Annotated in this window: 16 protein-coding genes and 1 pseudogene; 7 read left to right on the forward strand and 10 right to left on the reverse strand. The window is 73.1% G+C overall.

Going from position 1 to position 19099, the window contains the following annotated elements; genetic code table 11:
* Nucleotides 1-327: 327 nt before the first annotated feature.
* Nucleotides 328-1368, reverse strand: a complete 1041-nt coding sequence (locus tag EST92_RS08510) for a LacI family DNA-binding transcriptional regulator (protein WP_129280330.1) — start codon at nucleotides 1366-1368, stop codon at nucleotides 328-330.
* A gap of 142 nt (nucleotides 1369-1510) precedes the next feature.
* Here EST92_RS08510 and EST92_RS08515 point away from each other — a divergent pair, with 142 nt between their 5' ends.
* Nucleotides 1511-2467, forward strand: coding sequence for an ROK family protein (locus EST92_RS08515; RefSeq protein WP_129280331.1), 957 nt, complete (start codon nucleotides 1511-1513; stop codon nucleotides 2465-2467).
* Between the two features lie 118 nt (nucleotides 2468-2585).
* Here the strand turns inward: EST92_RS08515 and EST92_RS08520 are convergent, their stop codons facing one another.
* Nucleotides 2586-4652 carry an NPCBM/NEW2 domain-containing protein gene (locus EST92_RS08520; RefSeq protein WP_174243963.1) on the reverse strand — a complete coding sequence of 689 codons (2067 nt, stop codon included), beginning with the start codon at nucleotides 4650-4652 and terminating at the stop codon, nucleotides 2586-2588.
* 1180 nt (nucleotides 4653-5832) lie between these two features.
* Between EST92_RS08520 and EST92_RS08525 the strand changes: the two genes are divergently transcribed.
* A complete protein-coding gene (locus EST92_RS08525) occupies nucleotides 5833-6894 on the forward strand; it encodes an NUDIX hydrolase (RefSeq protein ID WP_129280332.1) in 1062 nt (353 codons plus the stop codon).
* Nucleotides 6895-6965: 71 nt separating this feature from the next.
* Here EST92_RS08525 and EST92_RS08530 read toward each other — a convergent pair whose 3' ends face one another.
* On the reverse strand, nucleotides 6966-8327 hold the full coding sequence (locus EST92_RS08530) for a dipeptidase (RefSeq protein WP_129280333.1): 1362 nt from the start codon (nucleotides 8325-8327) through the stop codon (nucleotides 6966-6968).
* A gap of 178 nt (nucleotides 8328-8505) precedes the next feature.
* Here EST92_RS08530 and EST92_RS08535 point away from each other — a divergent pair, with 178 nt between their 5' ends.
* The 3 genes from EST92_RS08535 (at nucleotide 8506) to EST92_RS08545 (ending at nucleotide 11885) form a co-directional block, all read left to right on the forward strand.
* Nucleotides 8506-9711 carry a geranylgeranyl reductase family protein gene (locus EST92_RS08535; protein ID WP_129280334.1) on the forward strand — a complete coding sequence of 402 codons (1206 nt, stop codon included), beginning with the start codon at nucleotides 8506-8508 and terminating at the stop codon, nucleotides 9709-9711.
* A 219-nt stretch (nucleotides 9712-9930) separates the two neighbouring features.
* Nucleotides 9931-11223 (forward strand): sensor histidine kinase, encoded by a 1293-nt coding sequence (locus EST92_RS08540; protein ID WP_129280335.1) that lies wholly within the window; start codon nucleotides 9931-9933, stop codon nucleotides 11221-11223.
* Nucleotides 11220-11885 carry a response regulator transcription factor gene (locus EST92_RS08545; protein WP_129249302.1) on the forward strand — a complete coding sequence of 222 codons (666 nt, stop codon included), beginning with the start codon at nucleotides 11220-11222 and terminating at the stop codon, nucleotides 11883-11885. The genes EST92_RS08540 and EST92_RS08545 overlap by 4 nt, the downstream gene beginning before the upstream one ends.
* 123 nt (nucleotides 11886-12008) lie before the next feature.
* On the opposite strand, the gene EST92_RS08550 is transcribed toward EST92_RS08545, so the two are convergent.
* A complete protein-coding gene (locus tag EST92_RS08550) occupies nucleotides 12009-12770 on the reverse strand; it encodes a maleylpyruvate isomerase family mycothiol-dependent enzyme (protein ID WP_129280336.1) in 762 nt (253 codons plus the stop codon).
* Nucleotides 12771-13020: 250 nt separating this feature from the next.
* Nucleotides 13021-14253 carry an MFS transporter gene (locus EST92_RS08555; RefSeq protein WP_129280337.1) on the reverse strand — a complete coding sequence of 411 codons (1233 nt, stop codon included), beginning with the start codon at nucleotides 14251-14253 and terminating at the stop codon, nucleotides 13021-13023.
* Between the two features lie 17 nt (nucleotides 14254-14270).
* Between EST92_RS08555 and EST92_RS08560 the strand changes: the two genes are divergently transcribed.
* Nucleotides 14271-15491, forward strand: a complete 1221-nt coding sequence (locus EST92_RS08560) for an ROK family protein (protein ID WP_129280338.1) — start codon at nucleotides 14271-14273, stop codon at nucleotides 15489-15491.
* Nucleotides 15492-15646: 155 nt separating this feature from the next.
* Here EST92_RS08560 and EST92_RS08565 read toward each other — a convergent pair.
* The 3 genes and pseudogenes from EST92_RS08565 to EST92_RS08575 form a co-directional block, all read right to left on the reverse strand.
* Nucleotides 15647-15994 (reverse strand): annotated as a pseudogene (locus EST92_RS08565) (phosphotriesterase); the annotation flags it as partial.
* Nucleotides 15988-16572 (reverse strand): DUF4865 family protein, encoded by a 585-nt coding sequence (locus EST92_RS08570; RefSeq protein ID WP_129280339.1) that lies wholly within the window; start codon nucleotides 16570-16572, stop codon nucleotides 15988-15990. The pseudogene EST92_RS08565 and the gene EST92_RS08570, both read right to left, overlap by 7 nt.
* Nucleotides 16573-16590: 18 nt before the next feature.
* Nucleotides 16591-17202 carry a TetR/AcrR family transcriptional regulator gene (locus EST92_RS08575; protein WP_129280340.1) on the reverse strand — a complete coding sequence of 204 codons (612 nt, stop codon included), beginning with the start codon at nucleotides 17200-17202 and terminating at the stop codon, nucleotides 16591-16593.
* Nucleotides 17203-17472: 270 nt separating this feature from the next.
* Between EST92_RS08575 and EST92_RS08580 the strand changes: the two genes are divergently transcribed.
* Complete coding sequence (locus EST92_RS08580) at nucleotides 17473-17778, forward strand: SHOCT domain-containing protein (RefSeq protein WP_129280341.1); 306 nt, start codon at nucleotides 17473-17475, stop codon at nucleotides 17776-17778.
* Between the two features lie 110 nt (nucleotides 17779-17888).
* On the opposite strand, the gene EST92_RS08585 is transcribed toward EST92_RS08580, so the two are convergent.
* Nucleotides 17889-18383 (reverse strand): ATP-binding protein, encoded by a 495-nt coding sequence (locus EST92_RS08585; RefSeq protein ID WP_129280342.1) that lies wholly within the window; start codon nucleotides 18381-18383, stop codon nucleotides 17889-17891.
* Nucleotides 18384-18557: 174 nt separating this feature from the next.
* Nucleotides 18558-18845 (reverse strand): hypothetical protein, encoded by a 288-nt coding sequence (locus EST92_RS08590; RefSeq protein WP_129249282.1) that lies wholly within the window; start codon nucleotides 18843-18845, stop codon nucleotides 18558-18560.
* Nucleotides 18846-19099: the final 254 nt, after the last annotated feature.

The following is a 19099-nucleotide window of genomic DNA, read 5'->3' on the forward strand; positions in this document are numbered from 1 at the left end:
GGGGAGGCCTGAGGGGCGGGGGGAGAGCCGCGCGGCCCTGGCGCCGTGCGGCGCGCCGGCTGCTGGGCCCGGCGCCTCCCGCGACCGGCGCTTCCCACGGCTGGCGCCGTACGCGGCGGCATCGCGTTGTCAGTGGCTCGTGCGAGCATGGCTGTGGATTGAGGAAGGACCACGGCGGGGGAGCCGATGAGACTGGTGTGGGCCGGTGCCAAGGGGCAGTTGACGGTGTGTGGGCGGGCGGTGCGATCGGTGCCGTCGCGGGTGGCCCGAGTGGTCCGAGTGGCCCGGGCGGTTGGTGGACGGGCCATCAGGTCAGGACGTTCTCGCTCAGTCCTCGGCCGGAGGGATCTCGCCCGAGCCACGGGCGATCAGACGGGTGGGGATCTCCGTACGGCGCGGCGGGTCCTCGATGCCGTCGAGGCGGCGGAAGAGCAGACCGGCGGCCGTCCGGCCCATGTGCGCCGGGTCCTGGGCGACGACCGTGATCGCGGGCCGGACGAGATCGGCCAGCTCGAAGTCGTCGAAGCCCACCAGCGCGACCGGGCGCGGGCGTTCACCGAGGACGCGTACGGCGGTGACGGTGACCCGGTTGTTGCCCGCGAAGAGCGCGGTCACCGGCTCCGGGGCATCCAGCATCGTGGTGGCGGCGGCGCGTACGCGGTCGGGTGCGGTGGAGCCGAGCGACACCCAGGAATCGTCGACGGGCAGTCCGGCCGCGGCCATCGCCGCGCGATAGCCGCGCAGCCGCTCCCGTGCGGTGTGGATCCGCGGCTGGTCGCCGATGAAGCCGATCCGGCGGTGACCGTGCGCGATGAGATGGGCCACCGCGTCCTGGGCGCCCCCGAAGTTGTCGGAGAGCACGGTATCCGCGTCGATCCGGCCTGCCGGGCGGTCCACGAACACCGTCGCTATCCCGGCCGTGATCTCCGGCTCCAGATAGCGGTGGTCGTCGGCGGCCGGGATGATGACCAGTCCGTCCACCCGTCGCGCGCACAGCGCCAGCACCAACTCCTGTTCGCGGGACGGGTCCTCGGCGCTGGAGCCATTGATCAGCAGCGCTCCGTGGCGGCGCGCGACTTCCTCGACGGCGCGGTTGAGCGGGCCGTAGAAGGGGTCGGCGAGATCCTCCAGCACCAGACCGATGCTGGCCGTGCGCCCCTTGCGCAGAATCCGGGCGGAGTCGTTGCGGCGAAATCCCAGGGCGGTGATGGCTTCCTGGACGCGTCGCTCGGTGTCCGGGGTCACGCCCGGTTCGCCGTTGACCACGCGGGAGACCGTCTTGAGTCCGACGCCGGCGCGTGCCGCGACATCCTTCATCGTGGGCCGGGTGCCATAGCGGCGGGACGTGCCCCGCGCGGTGTCGGTCACGGTGTGCGGTCCTGTTTCTCTCGGCGTCCAGGTGTGGCGTCGAGCATAGCCTCTAGACAACGTTGTCAATCAACGGAAGACTGGCGTTCTCACGCCGGGCCGATACCCCCGGTTCCCGGGCCCACCAGGAGATTCATCACCGATGCAGACGGACCTCAGCGCAGCGCTGGACATTGGCGGCACCAAGATCGCCGGCGCTCTGGTGGACACTCACGGCAGGCTGATCGTGCGGGCGGCCCGGCCCACCCCCGCCGACAAGGACGGGGCGACCGTGATGCGTGCGGTGGCCGAGGTGGTCGGTGAGCTGGCCGCGGGGCCGGAGTGGGCGCGGGTGGCGGCCGTCGGTATCGGCAGTGCGGGCCCGGTGAACGCGGCCTCCGGCACCGTCAGCCCGGTCAACATCCCCGGCTGGCGCGAGTTCCCGCTCGTCGCGGGGGTGCGGGCGCTCGTCGGGGAGCGTCCGGTCGTGCTGGTCGGTGACGGCGTCGCGATGACCGCGGCCGAGCACTGGCAGGGCGCCGCGCGCGGCCACGCGAACGCGCTGTGCATGGTGGTCTCCACCGGAGTCGGCGGCGGACTCGTGCTCAACGGCCGGCTGCATCCTGGCCCCACGGGGAACGCCGGGCACATCGGACACATCAGCGTCGACCTCGACGGTGACCCCTGTCCGTGCGGGGCGCGCGGCTGTGTGGAGCGGATTGCCAGCGGCCCCAACATCGCCCGCCGGGCGCTGGCCCACGGCTGGCAGCCGGGCCCCGATGGTGACGCCAGCGCGGCCGCCGTCGCGGCCGCCGCGCGTGCCGGGGACCCGGTCGCCCGCCGTTCCTTCGAGCGGGCCGCGCAGGCGCTGGCCGCCGGGATAGCCGCCACCGCCACGCTCGTCGAGATCGATATCGCGGTCATCGGCGGGGGAGTTGCGGGCGCGGGGGAGGTCCTCTTCGCTCCCTTGCGGGCGGCTCTGCGGGACTACGCGACGCTGTCGTTCACCTCGGGGCTGACGGTCGTCCCCGCCCAGATGGGTACGGACGCCGGGGTGGTGGGAGCCGCCGCGGCCGCCGCCCAGCAGTCCCGTCTCGAAGCCTTCGTTGCGGCACCCTGACCAGGCGCTCTGACCAGGCGTGCGGTCCGCATGGCGGGGTGCTGGGTGCATCTCGTCGAGTGGCGTCTGGAAACGGCGCCGGGCGGGCCGTTCGGCCCGCCCGGCAGCAACCCGGCTGTCAGCAGCTGAACTTGGCATCCGCCCAGTCGGCGTGGTCGTAGTCGATCCCGTCACCGCCGTCGGTCGCGACGAGCCGGACGGTCCGCGCTCCGGTGATGTCGGCACTGACCGCTGTGGCCGCGTCCGCGCCGGTCACCGTGGCGGTCCTGGCGACCCGCTTGCCGTCGGCCCACACCTCGAAGCCCACCGAGCCCCGGTCACCGGCCTCGTCGTCGACGCCGACCTGGGCACGGAACGCGGAGCACCGTCCGCCCGTGTAGAAGCTCACCGCGCTGGCGGCATGGGCACCCAGGCCCCGTGCGAAGCCCGTGCCGCCGATGCTGAGCGGTCTGCCGTCCCCCGCCGCACGCTCCCCGACGCTGGCGTTCTTCTCGACCGGGCCCCAGCCGTTGGTGGCGGTGAGCCAGGGCAGTTCGGCGGCGTACGAGGTCCCGGACGGCGGTGGCACCACGACATGAGCCGTGCCGGGCAGTGTCGTGGTGGCCCGTTCGCCGCTCGGTGAGCGATATCCGGCGGTGAGCGGCAGATCGTAGGCGCCGGGCGGGGTGCCGGCCGGCGCGGTGATCTTCCAGCGGGTGGTGAGTGTCTTCCCGCCGGGCAGGGCGCGGGCCGTCGCCGGCGAGGCCGCCTTGAGTTGCCAGCCACCCGGCGCCTTGAGCGTCACCTGGAGGTTCCTGGCGGGGGTGCCGCCCAGATTGCGGACGGTCGAGCGGAGGTCGGCGGCGGTGCCGGCCTCGGCCAGCGGGGTGTGATCGAGACCGGTCTCGACGGCCGGCGGGTAGCCGGCCCAGTGCGGGTCGGCGGAGATCCGGTAGACGACGGTGCCGTGCGCCGGAACGGTCGCGGAGACAGTGCCCGTGGTGTGGGTGTCCCGGTGCCGCCACAGATCACGCAGGCGGTAGCCGGCGGCCCGCGGAAGGCCCGCCTTCGCGGCTGTAGTGGAGATCCGCTGCGGCTCGTCGGTCTCGTTGAACAGCGCCACCGCGCGGTCGCCGCCCGCCAGTTGCCGGACCAGCGTCCAGCGGCCGGACTCGGACGCCAGCACCGTGGCCGGTTTGCCCAGTGCGTCCTGGTCGACGGCGATGATGTCCTTGTTGGCCAGGATCGTGAAGGTCTCCAGGGTGGCTTTGCGCAGGTCGGAGCCGATCAGCAGGGGGGCGGCCATCATCGACCACAGCGAGAAGTGGCTGCGGTACTCGGTGTCCGTCATCCCGCCGTTGCCGACCTCCAGCATGTCCGGGTCGTTCCAGTGCCCGGGGCCGGCGTGCGGTGCGAGCGGCAGATTCTGCTTCGCGATCCCGAGCATGCTCGCCCACGAGTCGCTGATGTCGCCGGTGGTGCGCCACAGATGCCCTACGTCGGACGCCCACTCCCAGGGCTTGTTCTCGCCCCATTCGCAGATGCTGTAGACGATGGGCCGTCCGGTGGCCTTGAGCGCGTCCCGCATGGTGCGGTACCGCTGCTTGGCGTCCACGCCGAGGTTATTGCAGTTGTCGTACTTCAGGTAGTCCACGCCCCAGTCGGCGAACTGCTGGGCATCGGACGTCTCGTGCCCCAGGCCGCCGGGAAATCCGGCCGGGTTGCAGGTTTTGATGCCGGCGCTCGTATAGATGCCGAACTTCAGGCCCTTGGCGTGCACGTAGTCGGCAACTGCCTTGATGCCGTGCGGGAAACGCCGGGGGTCGGGCACGAGCTTGCCCTCCCCGTCGCGGGTGGGCAGCGCCCAGCAGTCGTCGAGATTGACGTACTGGTAGCCGGCAGCCTTGAGGCCCTTGCTGACGAAGAGATCGGCGATGCCCTTGACCATCTCCTCGTTGAACTCCGCCCGGCACTCCGTGGAGTTCCAGTTGTTGAAGCCCATCGGGGGCGTCTTGGCGAGCCCGTCGGGAAGCCGGGGCGCGGGGGTGGTGCCGCTGCTGTGAACGGTGCCGGGGCCCGGGGTGTCGGGCGTACGGGCCGCGGCGGGCAGGGCGGTCACCCCTGCCGTACACAGCAGCGCGGCGGACAGCGCTCCGACGATTCTTCGGTGACCTCGCCGGTGGGTGGTGCGGATATGAACGCGCATGCTTCGCGTCCTCCGTCTTCACGAGAGGTGGGGTGGGGTCGCGACCGGTCGCTGGCGAGTGTTTACGGTAGAGCTTGTTGGAGTCTGTTGGAAGAGGGGCGGTGGGGCTTCCTCTGTCGCCCCAAAGTTCGTGACGTTCCCCGCCGTTCGGGACGAGATCCCGCCACGTGCGTTTGGTTATGTTTGGTTCCGCCCTGCTCGCCTGCTCGCCTCTGGCTCGGCCCCCTGCTTGCCCCGAGCGGACCCGTTCGCTCATCGTCGCCCCCCGCGCCGTTCCCCGGTTCTCCCGCTTTCTCCGCCTCTGCATCCGCCTCCACGCCCGTATCCGTATCCCTGTCCGCGTCCATATAGGTCTCCGCCACCGCCACCGCCTCCGTCTCCGACTCACCGCCTCCGTATCTGCATCCGCACCTGCGTCTGCATCCTGGAGAATTCCCTGCGGGCCCCGCCCCCGAATTCCTGATGGTCGCAAATCAGTGGCGGAGAAGGGCGTGCCCGATGCAGTACCGGCAGGTCACTCTCCCTCCGTACGTCTTCCGTTCACTCGCCGACGCGGCCGAGCAATTCCTTTGGAAGGGCAACAACTTCCGTCCAGGGCAGGGCCTTTCCCTTCAGCGGGGCAAGCTCCGGACCCCTTGGCCCCGAAAATCATGCGCGGCCGGTTCACCACCGATGGCGGATATCACCGGGCACGGCACACCGCGTACCGCGCAGCGGCCACCGCACCGCGCACCGCGTTCTCGACGCATGTGCCGCCCGCGAGCCCTGTATTCCACTCCTCATTCCGCTCCTCCCGCGGCATTTTCTCGCCGGCTCGGCCCTTGAGGCGGGCAAAGTGTGGTGGACCGTGCGGAACCGGCCGCGGGGCGTCCACGGGACGCCGTCATATGCGCGCCGCCTGGGTCGACGGGGCGGGAATCCGGTATGCGGGGGAGGGTTTCGGTTCTGGAGGGGCTGGGGAGCGCTTGTTTGCCGGGGGCTTCGTGGCGGGGATGCGGTGACCGGCATCCTCCGCGCGGTGCATTTCGCGATCGGCTCGTCCACGGGTGCGCGAAGTCTCCCTGGCCGCGCCGTTGGTCGAATGCGCAACGTTCCCGGTCCTGTGCGCGGCCCCTGGCCCGGACTTTCCGTGGCAGGGTGTGCCGGGCAACTCACCTGGGTCTAGGGAAGAGGGGAAACCGTGATCGTCTGGCTGAACGGCACGTTCGGTGCGGGCAAGACCACTGCGGCTCAAGAATTGCTCGACCTGCTTCCCGGAAGCACGCTCTACGACCCCGAACTCCTCGGCAGCGGACTGCGGTTGATGCTGCCGGCCAAGCGGTTCGAGGAGATCGACGACTATCAGGATCTGCCGGCCTGGCGGCGCTTGGTCGTGGACACCGCCGCGGCACTGCTCACCGAAGTGCCGGGCCCGCTGATCACGCCGATGACGCTGCTGCGGCAGGAGTACCGCGACGAGATCTTCGGGGCCCTCGCGGCCCGCCGGATTCCCGTACGGCATGTGCTGCTGCATGCGGAGGAAACGATCCTGCGGGCCCGAATAGCCCACCGTGCGGACGCCGCCGAGGACACCGAGGCCGCCGAGGACACCGAGGCCACCGAAGCCGCCGCGTCGACGCGCCGGTGGAGCCTGCAACACCTGGGCCCGTACGCCGATGCCCTGCCCTGGCTCCAGGGCGACGCCCATGTCGTCGACACCACCCGGCTCACGCCCCGGCAGACCGCCGAGCGGGTCGCCGAGGCCGTACGCACCGGCGCCGGCGCCTGCGACATCGTGCAGACCCCCGAACCGACCGCCGAGACGCTCGCGGCCGGGGTGCTGCTCTTCGACGACCAGGACCGGGTGCTGCTCGTCGACCCGACGTACAAGGCCGGCTGGGAATTCCCCGGCGGCATCGTGGAGCGCGGGGAGGCCCCCGTCCACGCCGGGGTACGGGAGGTCGCCGAGGAGCTCGGCATCGAACTGCCCCGTGCGCCCCGGCTGCTCGTCCTGGACTGGGAAGCCCCCAAACCGCCCGGCTTCGGCGGTATGCGGCTGCTCTACGACGGCGGCACCCTGACCGACGACCGGATCAGCAAGCTGCTGCTGCCCGGCTCCGAACTGCGCGAATGGCGCTTCGTCACCGAGACCGAGGCCGAGAAGATGCTGCCGCCGGTGCGCTGGAACCGGCTGCGCTGGGCGCTGCGCGCCCGCGAACAAGGCTGTCCGCTCCACCTGGAGGCGGGGGTTCCCGTCGGCTGACGTACCCGTCGGGGGATCGGGCGCCGCGCCCCGGCCCGGCCGCGGCGCCCGTCCCGGCGGGCCTCAGGACCTCAGGCGCGGCTCTTCGCGTACTCGCCCAGGAACAGCGCCTCCGCCAGCGAGAGCCGTTCCAGCTCCTGCGGCGAGACGCTCTCGTTGACCGCGTGGATCTGTGCCTCCGGCTCGCTCAGCCCGATCAGCAGGATCTCCGCGTCCGGGTAGAGCCCGGCCAGGGTGTTGCACAGCGGGATCGAGCCGCCCATGCCGGAGGTCTGCATCTCCTCGCCGTCGTACGCCTCCTGGAGCGCCGCCGCCATCGACGCATACGCCGGGCTGCTGGTGTCCGCGCGGAACGCCTGCCCCTGCCCGACCTGCTCGAGCGCGACCCGCGCACCCCACGGAGCGGCACCCTCCAGATGCGCGGCCAGCAGCTTCGTCGCCTCGGCCGCGTCCGTGCCCGGTGGCACCCGCAGGCTCACCAGCGCCCGCGCACCGGCCTGGACGGACGGGGTGGCGCCGACCACCGGCGGGCAGTCGATGCCGAGCACCGTGACGGCCGGCCGCGCCCAGATCCGGTCCGCGACCGTGCCGCTGCCGAGCAGCCCGACCCCGTCCAGGACCTTGGCGTCCTTGCGGAAGTCGGCTTCCGGGTAGGCAAGGCCGTCCCAGGTGGCGTCGGCGGCCAGGCCCTGTACCGTCGTCGAACCGTCCTCGGCGCGCAGCGAGTCCAGGATCCGGATCAGCGCCGCCAGTGCGTCGGGGGCCGCGCCGCCGAACTGGCCGGAGTGCAGATTGCCCTCCAGGGTGTCGACCTGGACCCGGACGAGCGTCATGCCGCGCAGCGTCGCGGTCACCGTCGGCAGCCCGGCCCGGAAGTTACCGGTGTCGCCGATGACGATGGCATCGGCGGCCAGCAGCTCGGGGTGTGCCTCGGCGTAGCGCTCCAGTCCGCCGGTGCCCTGCTCCTCCGAACCCTCCACGATCACCTTGACGTTGACCGGCACCCCGCCGTGCTCCTTCAGCGCGCGCAGCGCCGTCAGATGCATGATCAGGCCGCCCTTGCAGTCGGCGGCCCCGCGGCCGTACCAGCGGCCGTCGCGCTCGGTCAGCTCGAACGGCGGGGAGACCCAGGCGGCCTCGTCCAGCGGAGGCTGCACGTCGTAGTGCGCGTACAGCAGGACCGTCGGGGCACCGGCCGGGCCGGGCAGGTAGCCGTACACGGACTGGGTGCCGTCGGGGGTGTCCAGCAGCGCCACGTCCTGGAAGCCGTCCGCCCGCAGCGCCTCGACGACCCACCGGGCCGCCGCCTCGCACTCGCTCCGGGGGAACTGGGCCGGATCTGCCACCGACTTGAAGGCCACCAGCTCGGCCAGTTCGGTCCTGGCACGCGGCTGCAGCGCGGCGACGGTGTGTGCGAGCGGACTGTCAGTCATGGAACGCTCCTGGTGGGCGCGGCGTTGTGCGTACGGGCCGTCCGGACCTTGTGAGCCGGACGGGCCGGACGTACGGACATCAGTGCCCCCGATCTTCCCACAGGCCCCGCGTACAACAGCGGCCCGTAGGATGCGGGCGGGACGCGCAGCCAGCTATGGAACGGGAGCAGACGCACAGGTGAGCAGCGAGCGGGCAGCGGAGGACAACGAGCAGGTCTGGGACGTCGTGGTGGTGGGCGCGGGGCCTGCGGGCGCCTCGGCCGCGCATGCCGCGGCGTGTACGGGACGCCGGGTGTTGCTGCTGGAGAAAGCGGACCTCCCGCGCTACAAGACCTGTGGCGGCGGCATCATCGGCCCCTCGCGGGATTCCCTGCCGCCCGGCTTCGACCTGCCGTTGCGCGACCGGGTGCATGCGGTGACGTTCTCGCTGAACGGCCGGCTCACCCGCACCCGGCGCTCCAAGAACATGCTGTTCGGGCTGATCAACCGACCCGAGTTCGATGCCCGGCTGGTCGAGTCGGCCCAGGACGCGGGCGCCACGGTCCGCACCGGTGTCACGGTCGCGCGGGTGGAACAGCACGGTGCCGAGGTGCCGGACCGGCGGACCGTCGCGGTGGTGCTGGGCGACGGCGAGGTGGTGCTGGCGCGTGCCGTGGTCGGCGCGGACGGCAGCGCGGGCCGTATAGGGGGGCACGTCGGGGTCAAGGTCGACCAGGTCGACCTGGGCCTGGAGGCGGAGATTCCGGTGCCGGCGCCGGTCGCGGAGGACTGGGCGGGCCGGGTGCTCATCGACTGGGGGCCGATCCCCGGCAGCTACGGCTGGGTGTTCCCCAAGGGCGACACCCTCACCGTGGGCGTCATCTCCGCACGTGGTGAGGGCGCGGCGACCAAGCGCTATCTGGAGGACTTCATCGGCCGGCTGGGCCTGGCCGGTTTCGAACCGAGCATCTCCTCGGGGCATCTGACGCGTTGCCGCGCCGATGACTCGCCGCTGTCCCGCGGCCGGGTGCTGGTGTGCGGGGACGCGGCCGGGCTGCTGGAGCCGTGGACCCGGGAGGGCATCTCCTTCGCCCTGCGGTCCGGGCGGCTCGCGGGGGAGTGGGCGGTACGGGTCTCCGAGGCGCACGACGCGGTGGACGCCCGCCGCCAGGCCCTCAATTACGCCTTCGCCATCAAGGCCGGCCTCGGGGTGGAGATGGGCGTGGGGCGCCGGATGCTCCAGGTCTTCGCCCGCCGCCCCGGCCTGCTGCACGCCGCGATCACGGGCTTCCGTCCCGCCTGGCACGCCTTCGCGAAGATCACCCGTGGGACGACCACGCTGGCCGAGATCGTCCGCACCCGCCCGGTGGCGCGCCGGGCGCTGGAGGCGATGGACCGGGGGTGAGGGGCGGGCCGTGGCCCTGTGGCCGGCGTCGCCGGACGGGGTCGGGCGTACGGCCCTCGTCGCGCTCCTGGCAGCCGGGCGGCCGGACGGCCGGGCGGTGACGGTCCCCCCTGCCGTCCACCTCGTCCTCCCGGCGGTAGGCCGTACTACCTGGAGAGTACGGCCGGCCCCTGCGCCGGGCTGACGCCTGGAGGCCCCGTCGCGGTCTAGCGTGACCGTATGGAGAACGCACGGCCGACGTGGGCGCGGCGCTGCTTCGGGCCGTGGTGGGCGCGGTGGCCGGCGGTCACGCCCGGGGAGGGGTGGGGCCGGCCCGGCACCCGGCTGCCCTGGATCTCGACGCTGGTCGTGGCGGTCGCCGTGACGGTGGGCTCGGGCTTCGCCGGGCACAAACAGCCCGGCCGCGTCCCGGTGGACTCCCTCGCCCGGGCTCTCCTGATCGGCGGCGCGGCGCTGCTGCTCTACCGGCACCGTTACCCGCGCGCCGTCGCCCTCGGCACCGCCGCCGTCACCGCCGTCTACCTTGCGGCGGGCTATCCGTACGGGCCGGTCTTCCTCATCCTCGCGCTCGGCGCGTTCTCGGCAGTGGTCGCCGGGCACCGCACGGTCGCCTGGTGCGCGCTGGGCGGGGTGTGGGTCTCCCATGTGCTGGTCGCCCACTGGCTCTACCGCCTGCTGCCCCCGCACCAGGGGCCCGGCTCCTGGGACCAGGAACTGCTCGCCCTCGTCTGGGTGGTGGCCGTGCTGGCCCTCTCCGAGCTGGTACGGGTGCGCCGGGAACAGTTGGCCAAGGCAGGTGCGGAGCGGGCCGCCGCGGAGCGGCGCCGGGCGGACGAGGAGCGGCTGCGGATCGCCCGGGAGCTGCATGACGTACTCGCCCACAGCATCTCCGTCATCAACGTCCAGGCGGGCGTGGGCCTGGCGCTGCTCGACCAGGACCCGGAGCAGGCGCGGACCGCGCTGACCACCATCAAGGACGCCAGCAAGGAGGCGCTGGGTGAGGTGCGCCAGGTCCTCGGCACCCTGCGCACCCCGGGTGAGGCGCCGCGCTCCCCGGCCCCCGGACTCGACCGGCTGCCCGAACTCACCGAGCAGGCACGGCGCGCCGGTCTCGCCGTGGACATCGGCACCGAGGGCGCCCGGGTCGCCCTGGCGCCCGGGACCGAGCTGGCCGCCTTCCGCATCGTGCAGGAGGCACTCACCAACACCGTCCGGCACTCCGGCTCGCGCACCGCCCGGGTGCTGCTCCGCTACCTCCCCGGGGCGCTGGAGATCCGGGTCGACGACGACGGACCGGCGACCTCCGGTGCGGGCGAGCCGTCCGGTGGCGGCAACGGTCTGATCGGGATGCGGGAGCGGGCGGCAGCCCTGGGGGGCACCGTCGAGGCGGGGCCCCGCCCGGACGGCGGTTTCCGGGTCCGGGCGCGCATCCCGCTGGCCGGGACGCCGGGCGGCGGCCGGGCCGCGGACGCGGATACGGTGACCCCGGCCGCCACCGAGGAGGAGTCGTGATCCGGGTACTGCTCGCCGACGACCAGCTGCTGGTCCGGGCCGGTTTCAAGGCGCTGCTGGACGCCCAGCCCGATATCGGGGTGGTCGCCGAGGCCGCGGACGGAGAGCAGGCGCTGGCCGCCGTCCGCGAACACCGCCCGGACATCGTCCTGATGGACATCCGGATGCCGGTGGTGGACGGTCTGGCCGCCACCCGCCGGATCACCGGGGACCCGCGGCTGGCGGAGGTGAAGGTCGTCATGCTGACCACCTTCGAGCTGGACGAGTACGTCTTCGAGGCGCTCCGCTCCGGGGCCTCCGGCTTCCTGGTCAAGGACACCGAACCGGACGAGCTGCTGCGGGCCGTGCGTGCGGTCGTCGCCGGCGACGCGCTGCTCTCACCCGGTGTCACCCGCCGGCTGATCGCGGAGTTCGCGGCCCGCTCCAAGGAGCCGGCCGCGGCCGGTGCGCTGTCCGAACTGACCGAGCGGGAGCGGGAGGTGATGGCGCTGGTCGGCATCGGCCTCTCCAACGACGAGATCGCCCGCCGGCTGGTCGTCAGCCCGCTCACCGCCAAGACGCATGTCAGCCGCACGATGGTGAAACTGGGCGCCCGTGACCGTGCCCAACTGGTCGTCCTGGCCTATGAGTCGGGGTTGGTGCGGCCCGGCTGGCTGGGCTGACGGCGGGCAAGGGGGCGGCGGCGTTGCCGGCAAGTGCCTCCCTGGTCGGATGCCCCTGCGCCGGACCGCCCCCTTGCCTGAGACGTCCCCGCCCCGGGCCGCCCTCGTGGTCAGATGCCCCTGCTAGATGCCCCCGTGCTCCCGCCACAGTTCGGGCAGCGTCTCGTCGCCGGCGATCGTCAGGGTGTCCCACGGCAGACGGTTCCACAGGGCGAGGTACAGCTCCTCGGCCGGGCCCTCGATCGTGCAGTCCACCGGCTTTCCGGTCTCCGGGCCCTCGGCCTCCGGGGTCGTACGCACCGTGTGCGGCGGGGCGTCGGAGAGCTGGACGGTCCAGTCGGCGCCGGGCACATCCGTCGCGCGCAGCCGCAGCGTGCGGGGGCGGTCCGTACGGATCCTGCTGCGGTCGCGGGAGTGGAAGCCCGTCAGGATTTCCTCGATGCCGTCGGCGGCGAAGGCGGACGGGAGGGGAGTGAGGGAGGCGCCGGCCGCCTGCTGGGCATCGGCGCGGTGCACCGAGGTCTCGTGTGCCTGGCGGCGCGCCCAGAACGCCAGCGGGGACGGGGCGGGCAGAAATGTCCAGGCCGTCAGGTCCTGCGGGGCGGAGTGCAGGGCCAGGACGAGCTGGTGGTGGCCCTCGCGCAGCCAGCCGTCGAGTTCGTCGTCGGCCAGGTCGGGAGCCTCAGGGAAGGAGCCGGGCTGCTCCTTCCCCTGCGTCACGAACTCCGTCGCCCACCGGTGGACCCGCCCTGTGTGGGTGACCAGATCCCGCATCCGCCACTCGGGACAGGCCGGAATCCGGGCATCCGGCCCCGCCTCCTCGGCGGCATTGGCGAGCAGGCTGCCGTCCAGTCGCAGTGTTTCGACGAACTCGGTGATCTCCATGCCCCTGAGTGTGCCAGTCGGCACTGACAACGGACCCGCGCGGGTCCCGGCAGCGGCCGGCCCGCGCACGGTCCACCGGCACCGGAGTCACCGCGCTGACCTGCACCGCGATGGCCGTTGCCGACTCAACTACCCTCCGGACGCAGGGATGGAGTGCCCCCCGACCACGGCACGCGGCACGGGGCAGGGGGTGCCCTCATGCCTGACGCGTCACCGCCATGCCGTCCGGGTCACCGTCATACCTCCCGCGTCACCGGCGTCCGGTGTGATGCGCCCCGCGGGTGGCGTACGCGATGACCGCCGCGACCGCCGCGAGCAGGGCGACCGTGGTGAGCGCGAGGGGCAGGCCGGCCGCTTCGGCGAGGAAGCCGATGGCGGGCGGGCCGAGCAGCATGCCGCCATAGCCGACCGTGGAGGCCACGGCGACCCCGCCCGGCCCGCCGGTCTCGCCCGCCCGGGCGATGGCGATGGGAAAGATGTTGGCCAGCCCCAGGCCCGCGACGGCGAAACCGACACCGGCCGCCCAGACCGTCGGGGCGAGCGCTCCCAGCAGCATGCCCGCGGTCGCCGTCGTCCCGCCCGCGATCAGCGCCCGAGCCGCGCCGAAGCGCTGGACGACCGCGGTTCCGGACAGCCGCCCGAGCGTCATCGCCAGCGCGAAGACGGCATATCCGGCGGCGGCCGCCCCGGGGCCGGCGGCCAGGTCCTGGGTGAGGTGCAGCGCACCCCAGTCGGCCATCGCCCCCTCGCCGTAGGCGGTGCACAGCGCGATCAGGCCGAACACGACGACCAGGCGTCGCCCCCGCCCCTCGTGCCCGCCGCGCGGCCGGCTCTCCTCGGCCGCGGCCCGTTGCACGGGGACGACCGGTGCCGGGTGGGTGCGCAGCGAGCGCCCCGCGACGGCCGTCACCAGCAGTCCGAGCCCGGCGAGGAGCATGAGGTGGACGGTGGCGGACAGGCTGCCCGCGACCAGCCCGCCGAGCCCGGCGCCGAGCATCCCGCCGAGGCTGAAGGCGGCGTGGAAGCTCGGCATCACCGGGCGCCGCAGGGCGCTGATGAGATCGACGGCGGCGCTGTTCATGGCGACGTTGAGCGAACCGTAGGCGGCGCCGAAGACCAGCAGGACCAGGCCCAGCGCGGTGGCCGAGTGGGTCAGCGGCGGCAGCACGATGCTCAGGGCGAGGGCGGCCGCGGAGGCGGTGGTGACGGTGTGGCTGCCGAACCGCCGGCACAGCCGCCCGGTGATCATCATGAAGGCGACCGCGCCGGCCGACACGCCGAGCAGCGCGAGCCCCAGGGCGCCCGCGCCGGCGCCGGTCTGCGCCTTGATGGCCGGGATCCGGACGACCCAGCCGGCGAAGAGGAAGCCGTCCATGGCGAAGAAGGCGGTGACGGCGATGCGGAGACGGGTGAGGTGCGGATCGGCGGGGAGCGGGTCCCGGTGGGTCGTCAGGGCCGCCCGTATTTTGTTTAGTGTCGGCACAAAGCCAGAATAGAGGGGTGACCCAGACTCGGACAACCAGGTTGGAGCGGGGCCGTGGCGCCCTCGGCCCCGCACTGGAGCTCGTACACACCGGACGCGCGCCCACCCGCGCCGTCCTGACCTCCGAACTCGGCGTGACCCGCGCCACCGCGGGGGCGGTGGCCGCCGAGCTCGAAGCGCTCGGCCTGATCACCGTCGACTCCCGGCCGACCGCCTCGGCAGGCTCCCAAGGGCGCCCCTCCCACCGGCTGTTCGTCGCCGAGAACGGACCGGTCGTTCTCGCCGCGCAGATCCATGCCGACGGGTTCCGGGTCGCGCTGGTCGGCCTCGGCGGCCGGATCGTGGCGACCTCGACCGGCTGCGGCGCCATCCCCGCCGACCCGGCGCACGTCCTCGCCGACGCCGTCGGGGCCGGCGCGGAGCTGCTGCGCGAGACCGGCCGGCGCTGCCTGGGTGCCGGGCTCGCGGTCCCCTCCGCGGTCGCCGAACCGGACGGTGAGGCCCTCAACCCGCTGCACCTCGCCTGGCCCGCGGGCGCCCCCGTCCGCGAACTGTTCGTGCGTGCGCTCGCTGACGCAGGCATCCCGGGCGTCACCGACGCGATCGGTTTCACCGGCAACGACGTCAACCTCATGGCGCTCGCCGAACACCGCCACGGCGCCGGCCGGGGCGCCCGCGATCTGCTCTGTGTGGCCTCCGGCCACCGCGGCGTCGGCGGAGCGCTGGTGCTCGACGGCCGTCTGCACAGCGGCAGTTCGGGCCTGGCACTGGAGGTCGGCCATCTGACGGTCAACCCCGAGGGGGCGCCCTGCCACTGCGGCAGCCGCGGCTGTCTGGACGTCGAGGCGGACCCGCTCGCCTTCCTCGGCGCCGCCGGCCGCGAGCCGGGCCCCGAGGTCTCCCTGCTCCAGCAGGCCGCCGACCTGCTGCGGGACGACTACGCCGACCCGGGCGTCCGCGCCGCGGCCGATCTCCTCATCGACCGCCTCGGCCTCGGCATCGCCGGCCTCGTCAACATCCTCAACCCCGACCGCATCGTCCTCGGCGGGCTGCACCGCGATCTGCTGTCGGCCGACCCCGAGCGGCTGCGCGCGGTGGTCGCCGACCGCAGTCTGTGGGGCCGCAGCGGCGGCGTACCGATCCTGCCCTGCAGCCTCGACCACAACAGCCTGGTCGGCGCGGCGGAGCTGGCCTGGCAGCCGGTGCTGGACGATCCGCTGGTCGTCCTTGCACGGTAGGGCCCGGCTCCGGCCGGACGGCCCGGGCTGCGGTCATGTCTACGGGAGCCCTCGGCCCGGGTCCGTCACCCCGGGGCCGGGGCGGGGGTCTGCGACCACGCGGCGGCGAAGGCGCGCGCCGGGTTGGCGGTCAGAAAGTCCGTCACCAGGTCGGCGCGGACCCGTTCCAGCACTTCAGGGGCGTAGTGCACCGCCTGGTGCAGCCCGGTGGCGGCGACGATCCGTACCCCCGACTCCCGTGCCAGATCCGGGAGTTCGGCCGCGCGACGGCCCAGGCCGTACGGCGTCCATTGGATCACCGCCGCGCCGCCGGCCGCACGGAAGGCCCCGAGCTCGGCGGCCGCGGCCCCGGGGTCGTCCAGCTCCTGACCCGGCAACCGGGGGCTGCGCAGGAAGAGATGGTCGTGCGCGTTGCAGACGCCGAGGTCCTCGGGGGCGATGTCGCCGAGGACCGTACGGACGGCGGGAGCGGCCGCCCCGCGCGCGGTGCCCGGGGTCACCACTGCCGCCCCGTGCCCAGCCGCCCGGCCTCCGGGGCGGACAGATGCAGCACCTGGAAGCGCTCGCCCGCGGGCCCGGGGGAGGCGTCCGCCCACAGGGTGAAGTGGACCAGTTCCCAGCGGTGCGGATCGAGGGCCAGCGCCGTGGTGTGCACCCCGTCCGCCGTAGCCAGTTCCTCATGTGTGGCCGCCGCGGTGGCTACGGCGGTGGCCGTGTCGGCGTCGCCGGCGAGGGCTTCGGTCCGCCGGGTGAAGGCCCGGGGGAGGGCGCCGGCGGCCGGGCCGCGCCGGTGGAACAGCCCCTGCCAGTGCCGTACGTCCGGCCGCCCGAAGTCGCGGACCACGCCGCGGAATCCGTCACCGAGCAGGAAGCGGTTCATGGCCTCCGGAGCGGTCCACAGGTAGAACGGCGCGTACTGGTTGACCGGCGAACCGTCGACGCCGCGCGTGCGGATGCCGTACGCCTTGAGGCCGAGCCCGGCGTACTCGTCCAGGAGGTGGCCCCTGGACTTCACCCGGTCCCGGATGATCTGCATGTCGTAGTCGGCGGGCAGGGTGAGGGCGTACTGCATGGCGTGCATACGGACTCCGTAGGGGGCTCAGCCGGCGGTGGGTGTGACCTGCGAAGAGAGCAGCGCCAACACGCCCTGGACGGCGGCGTCGAAGGGGGCGGTGTCGTCGGCGGCGCGGGCCAGCACGTAGCCGCCCTGGACGACGGCCGCGACGGTCGCCGAGCCGGCCACCGGATCCAGTCCTGCGGCGAGTTCGCCCCGGCGCTGCCCCTCGGCGAGGACCTCGGCGATCCGGCCCCGCAGCCAGCCGAACATCTCGTCCAACGGCTGCCGCAGCACGGGGCTGTGCACCACATCGCGGTCCTGGGTCATCCGGCCGATCGGGCAGCCGCGCAGCACCTGCCGCTCGCGCAGCAGGTAGGCCGCGATCCGGTCGTACGCCGTACCGGGGGCGGTCAGGCACTCCTCGGCGGTTTCGGTCATGTCCTGGGCGGTCCGCCGGATCGCGGCGAGGGCGAGGTCGGACTTGCCGGTGAAGTGGTGGTACATGCTGCCCTGGCCGACGTCCGCACGCTCCAGGATCGCCTTCGGGCTGGTGCCCACGTACCCGCGCTCCCACAGGAGTTCCTGGGTGCTGCGGACCAGTCGTTCCCGCGTACCGGGCCGCTCCTGAGGGCCGGGCCGCTTCTGAGTGGTCATGGCCGGACTGTACATACCAGTAGTTACAGAGGGCAAGACCAGGGCGGGAGCAGGGAAGGGTCGGAGCAGGAGCGGGCGGAGGGGAGTGTGCCCGTGCGGCCGGAGCAGGCCGGTGTGCCCCGCGTACTTCCTGCGGCGTACGAGCGAAGCCGCTGGCTGTACGACGACCGGCGGTGCCCGGGGAGCGAGGCTCGAAGGAGGCCGGACGCACCGGTCTCGCGGGGACCGGCAGCACCGGCCCCGTCCCCATCCACCGAGGAGTTGAGGGTGATGTTCACGCTCGCCGCACCCTGGGCCGGCGGCGGCCCGGGCCCCTGGATCCTGTTCGTGCCCGTGCTCTGGGCGATGGTCATCTTCGGTATGGTGACGCTGCTGCGCCGCACCGTGTGGCGGCACGGCGGGCCCCGCGGGAACCTCCGCGGCCCGCAGCTCTCCGCCCGTACCGACGCCCCGTCGCCGATCGCCGTGCTCGGCCGGCGCTTCGCCGCGGGCGAGATCGACGAGGAGGAGTACTGGCGCCGGCTCTCCGTCCTGGAGGAGCACTTCGCCACCGGGCCCAAGGGGGGCGCGGCCTGACCGCCGTCGGCGCCCGGACGGGGCCGGTCCCGCCGTGACCGGGCGCATTCCAGGGGCCGGGTGACCGGCGGGCAGGAGCCGTGCGAGCGGCCGGGCCCGCGGTCCGCCCGTCAGCCGACCTTCGTGCCCCGCAGCCGGGCGCGCGGACCGGCGTCCGCCATGGGCAGGGGCTCCGGGTACGCGCGGTCCGTGCACGCTCCTTCGGGCGCAGTGGTCAGGGCCGGAAGGGTGAACCACACGACCTTGCCGGTGCCGTCCGGCCGCACGCCCCAGCTCTCGCTGAGCGCCGCGATCAGCGCCAGCCCGCGGCCGCAGGTCTCCCAGCTGCCGGCGGCCCGAAGCCGCGGCAGCCGGGGATCCTCGTCATGCACCGAGACCGTCAACTGATCGAGGAGCACCCGGAGTTCCACGGTGCACTGCTTGCTGGGGCGGGCATGCCGGTGGACATTGGCGAGAAGTTCGGTCACTCCGAGCGCCGCCGGGTCTATCAAGGCGTCGAGACGCCAGTGCCGCAGCTGCGCGGAGACAATTCTGCGCACATGTCCGATGCGAGCCGGAACGGCTTGGAGCTCCACCGTGCAGTGCCTGCTGGGCTGCCTGATCACGACCGCGACTCCCTGATGAGGCCGGGCGCCCCTCGTATCGGGCAGGGGCGAAGATCGGATCCAGCGATGCCGACTGCACCACAGCGTCACCGCTGGTGAACCCTCAGTGATACGAGTACAGGGTCATCCAGTCGGTGCGCTCCCGCAACCGCACGTCCCGGCCGGAAGGGGCCGTCAGGTGCGCGGTGGACGCGCCGCTTCCAGTGCCTTGAGGAAGAGCTCCGGTGCGCCGAGGGTGAGTGAGTAGCGATGCCCGTTGAGCGTGGCCAGCGCCCGGTCCCGCGCCGCGAACAGCGGCTTGTGGGCGTGGACGGCCTGGAGTGGAGCGCTGTCGATCTCTCTGCCGTAGCTGGTCAGCAGCGCCAGTCTGCCGTCTTGGATGACGACCTGTCCGGCGCGGGTCAAGGACCGCAGCCACCGCTCGATCCGTACGCCGGTCGCGTTGAACTCGGCCTCCGCCATGCCGGCACCTCCTCGGTGAACGGGCAGTTGCCCTCCACCGCCCCTTGGGGGAAGTCTGCCGGTACGGCGCCCGGTGCACCAGTCTGTCCGGTGCGCAGTGCGCCGGACGGCACCGTCCCAGGGCCTCCTTGGGGTATCTCAAAGTGATGTTTATGCAGGTGAGAAGGGTGTGGCGGGGGTTATAGTCGAAATCGGCCCGCCGTTGTGCGCGGGATTCCCCAGCCCCTTGAGGAGTGCGCCGGTGAGCACCGCAC

It is taken from the genome of Streptomyces sp. TM32, from assembly GCF_004122755.1.
In the GTDB taxonomy this organism is placed as follows: Bacteria; Actinomycetota; Actinomycetes; order Streptomycetales; family Streptomycetaceae; genus Streptomyces; species Streptomyces sioyaensis.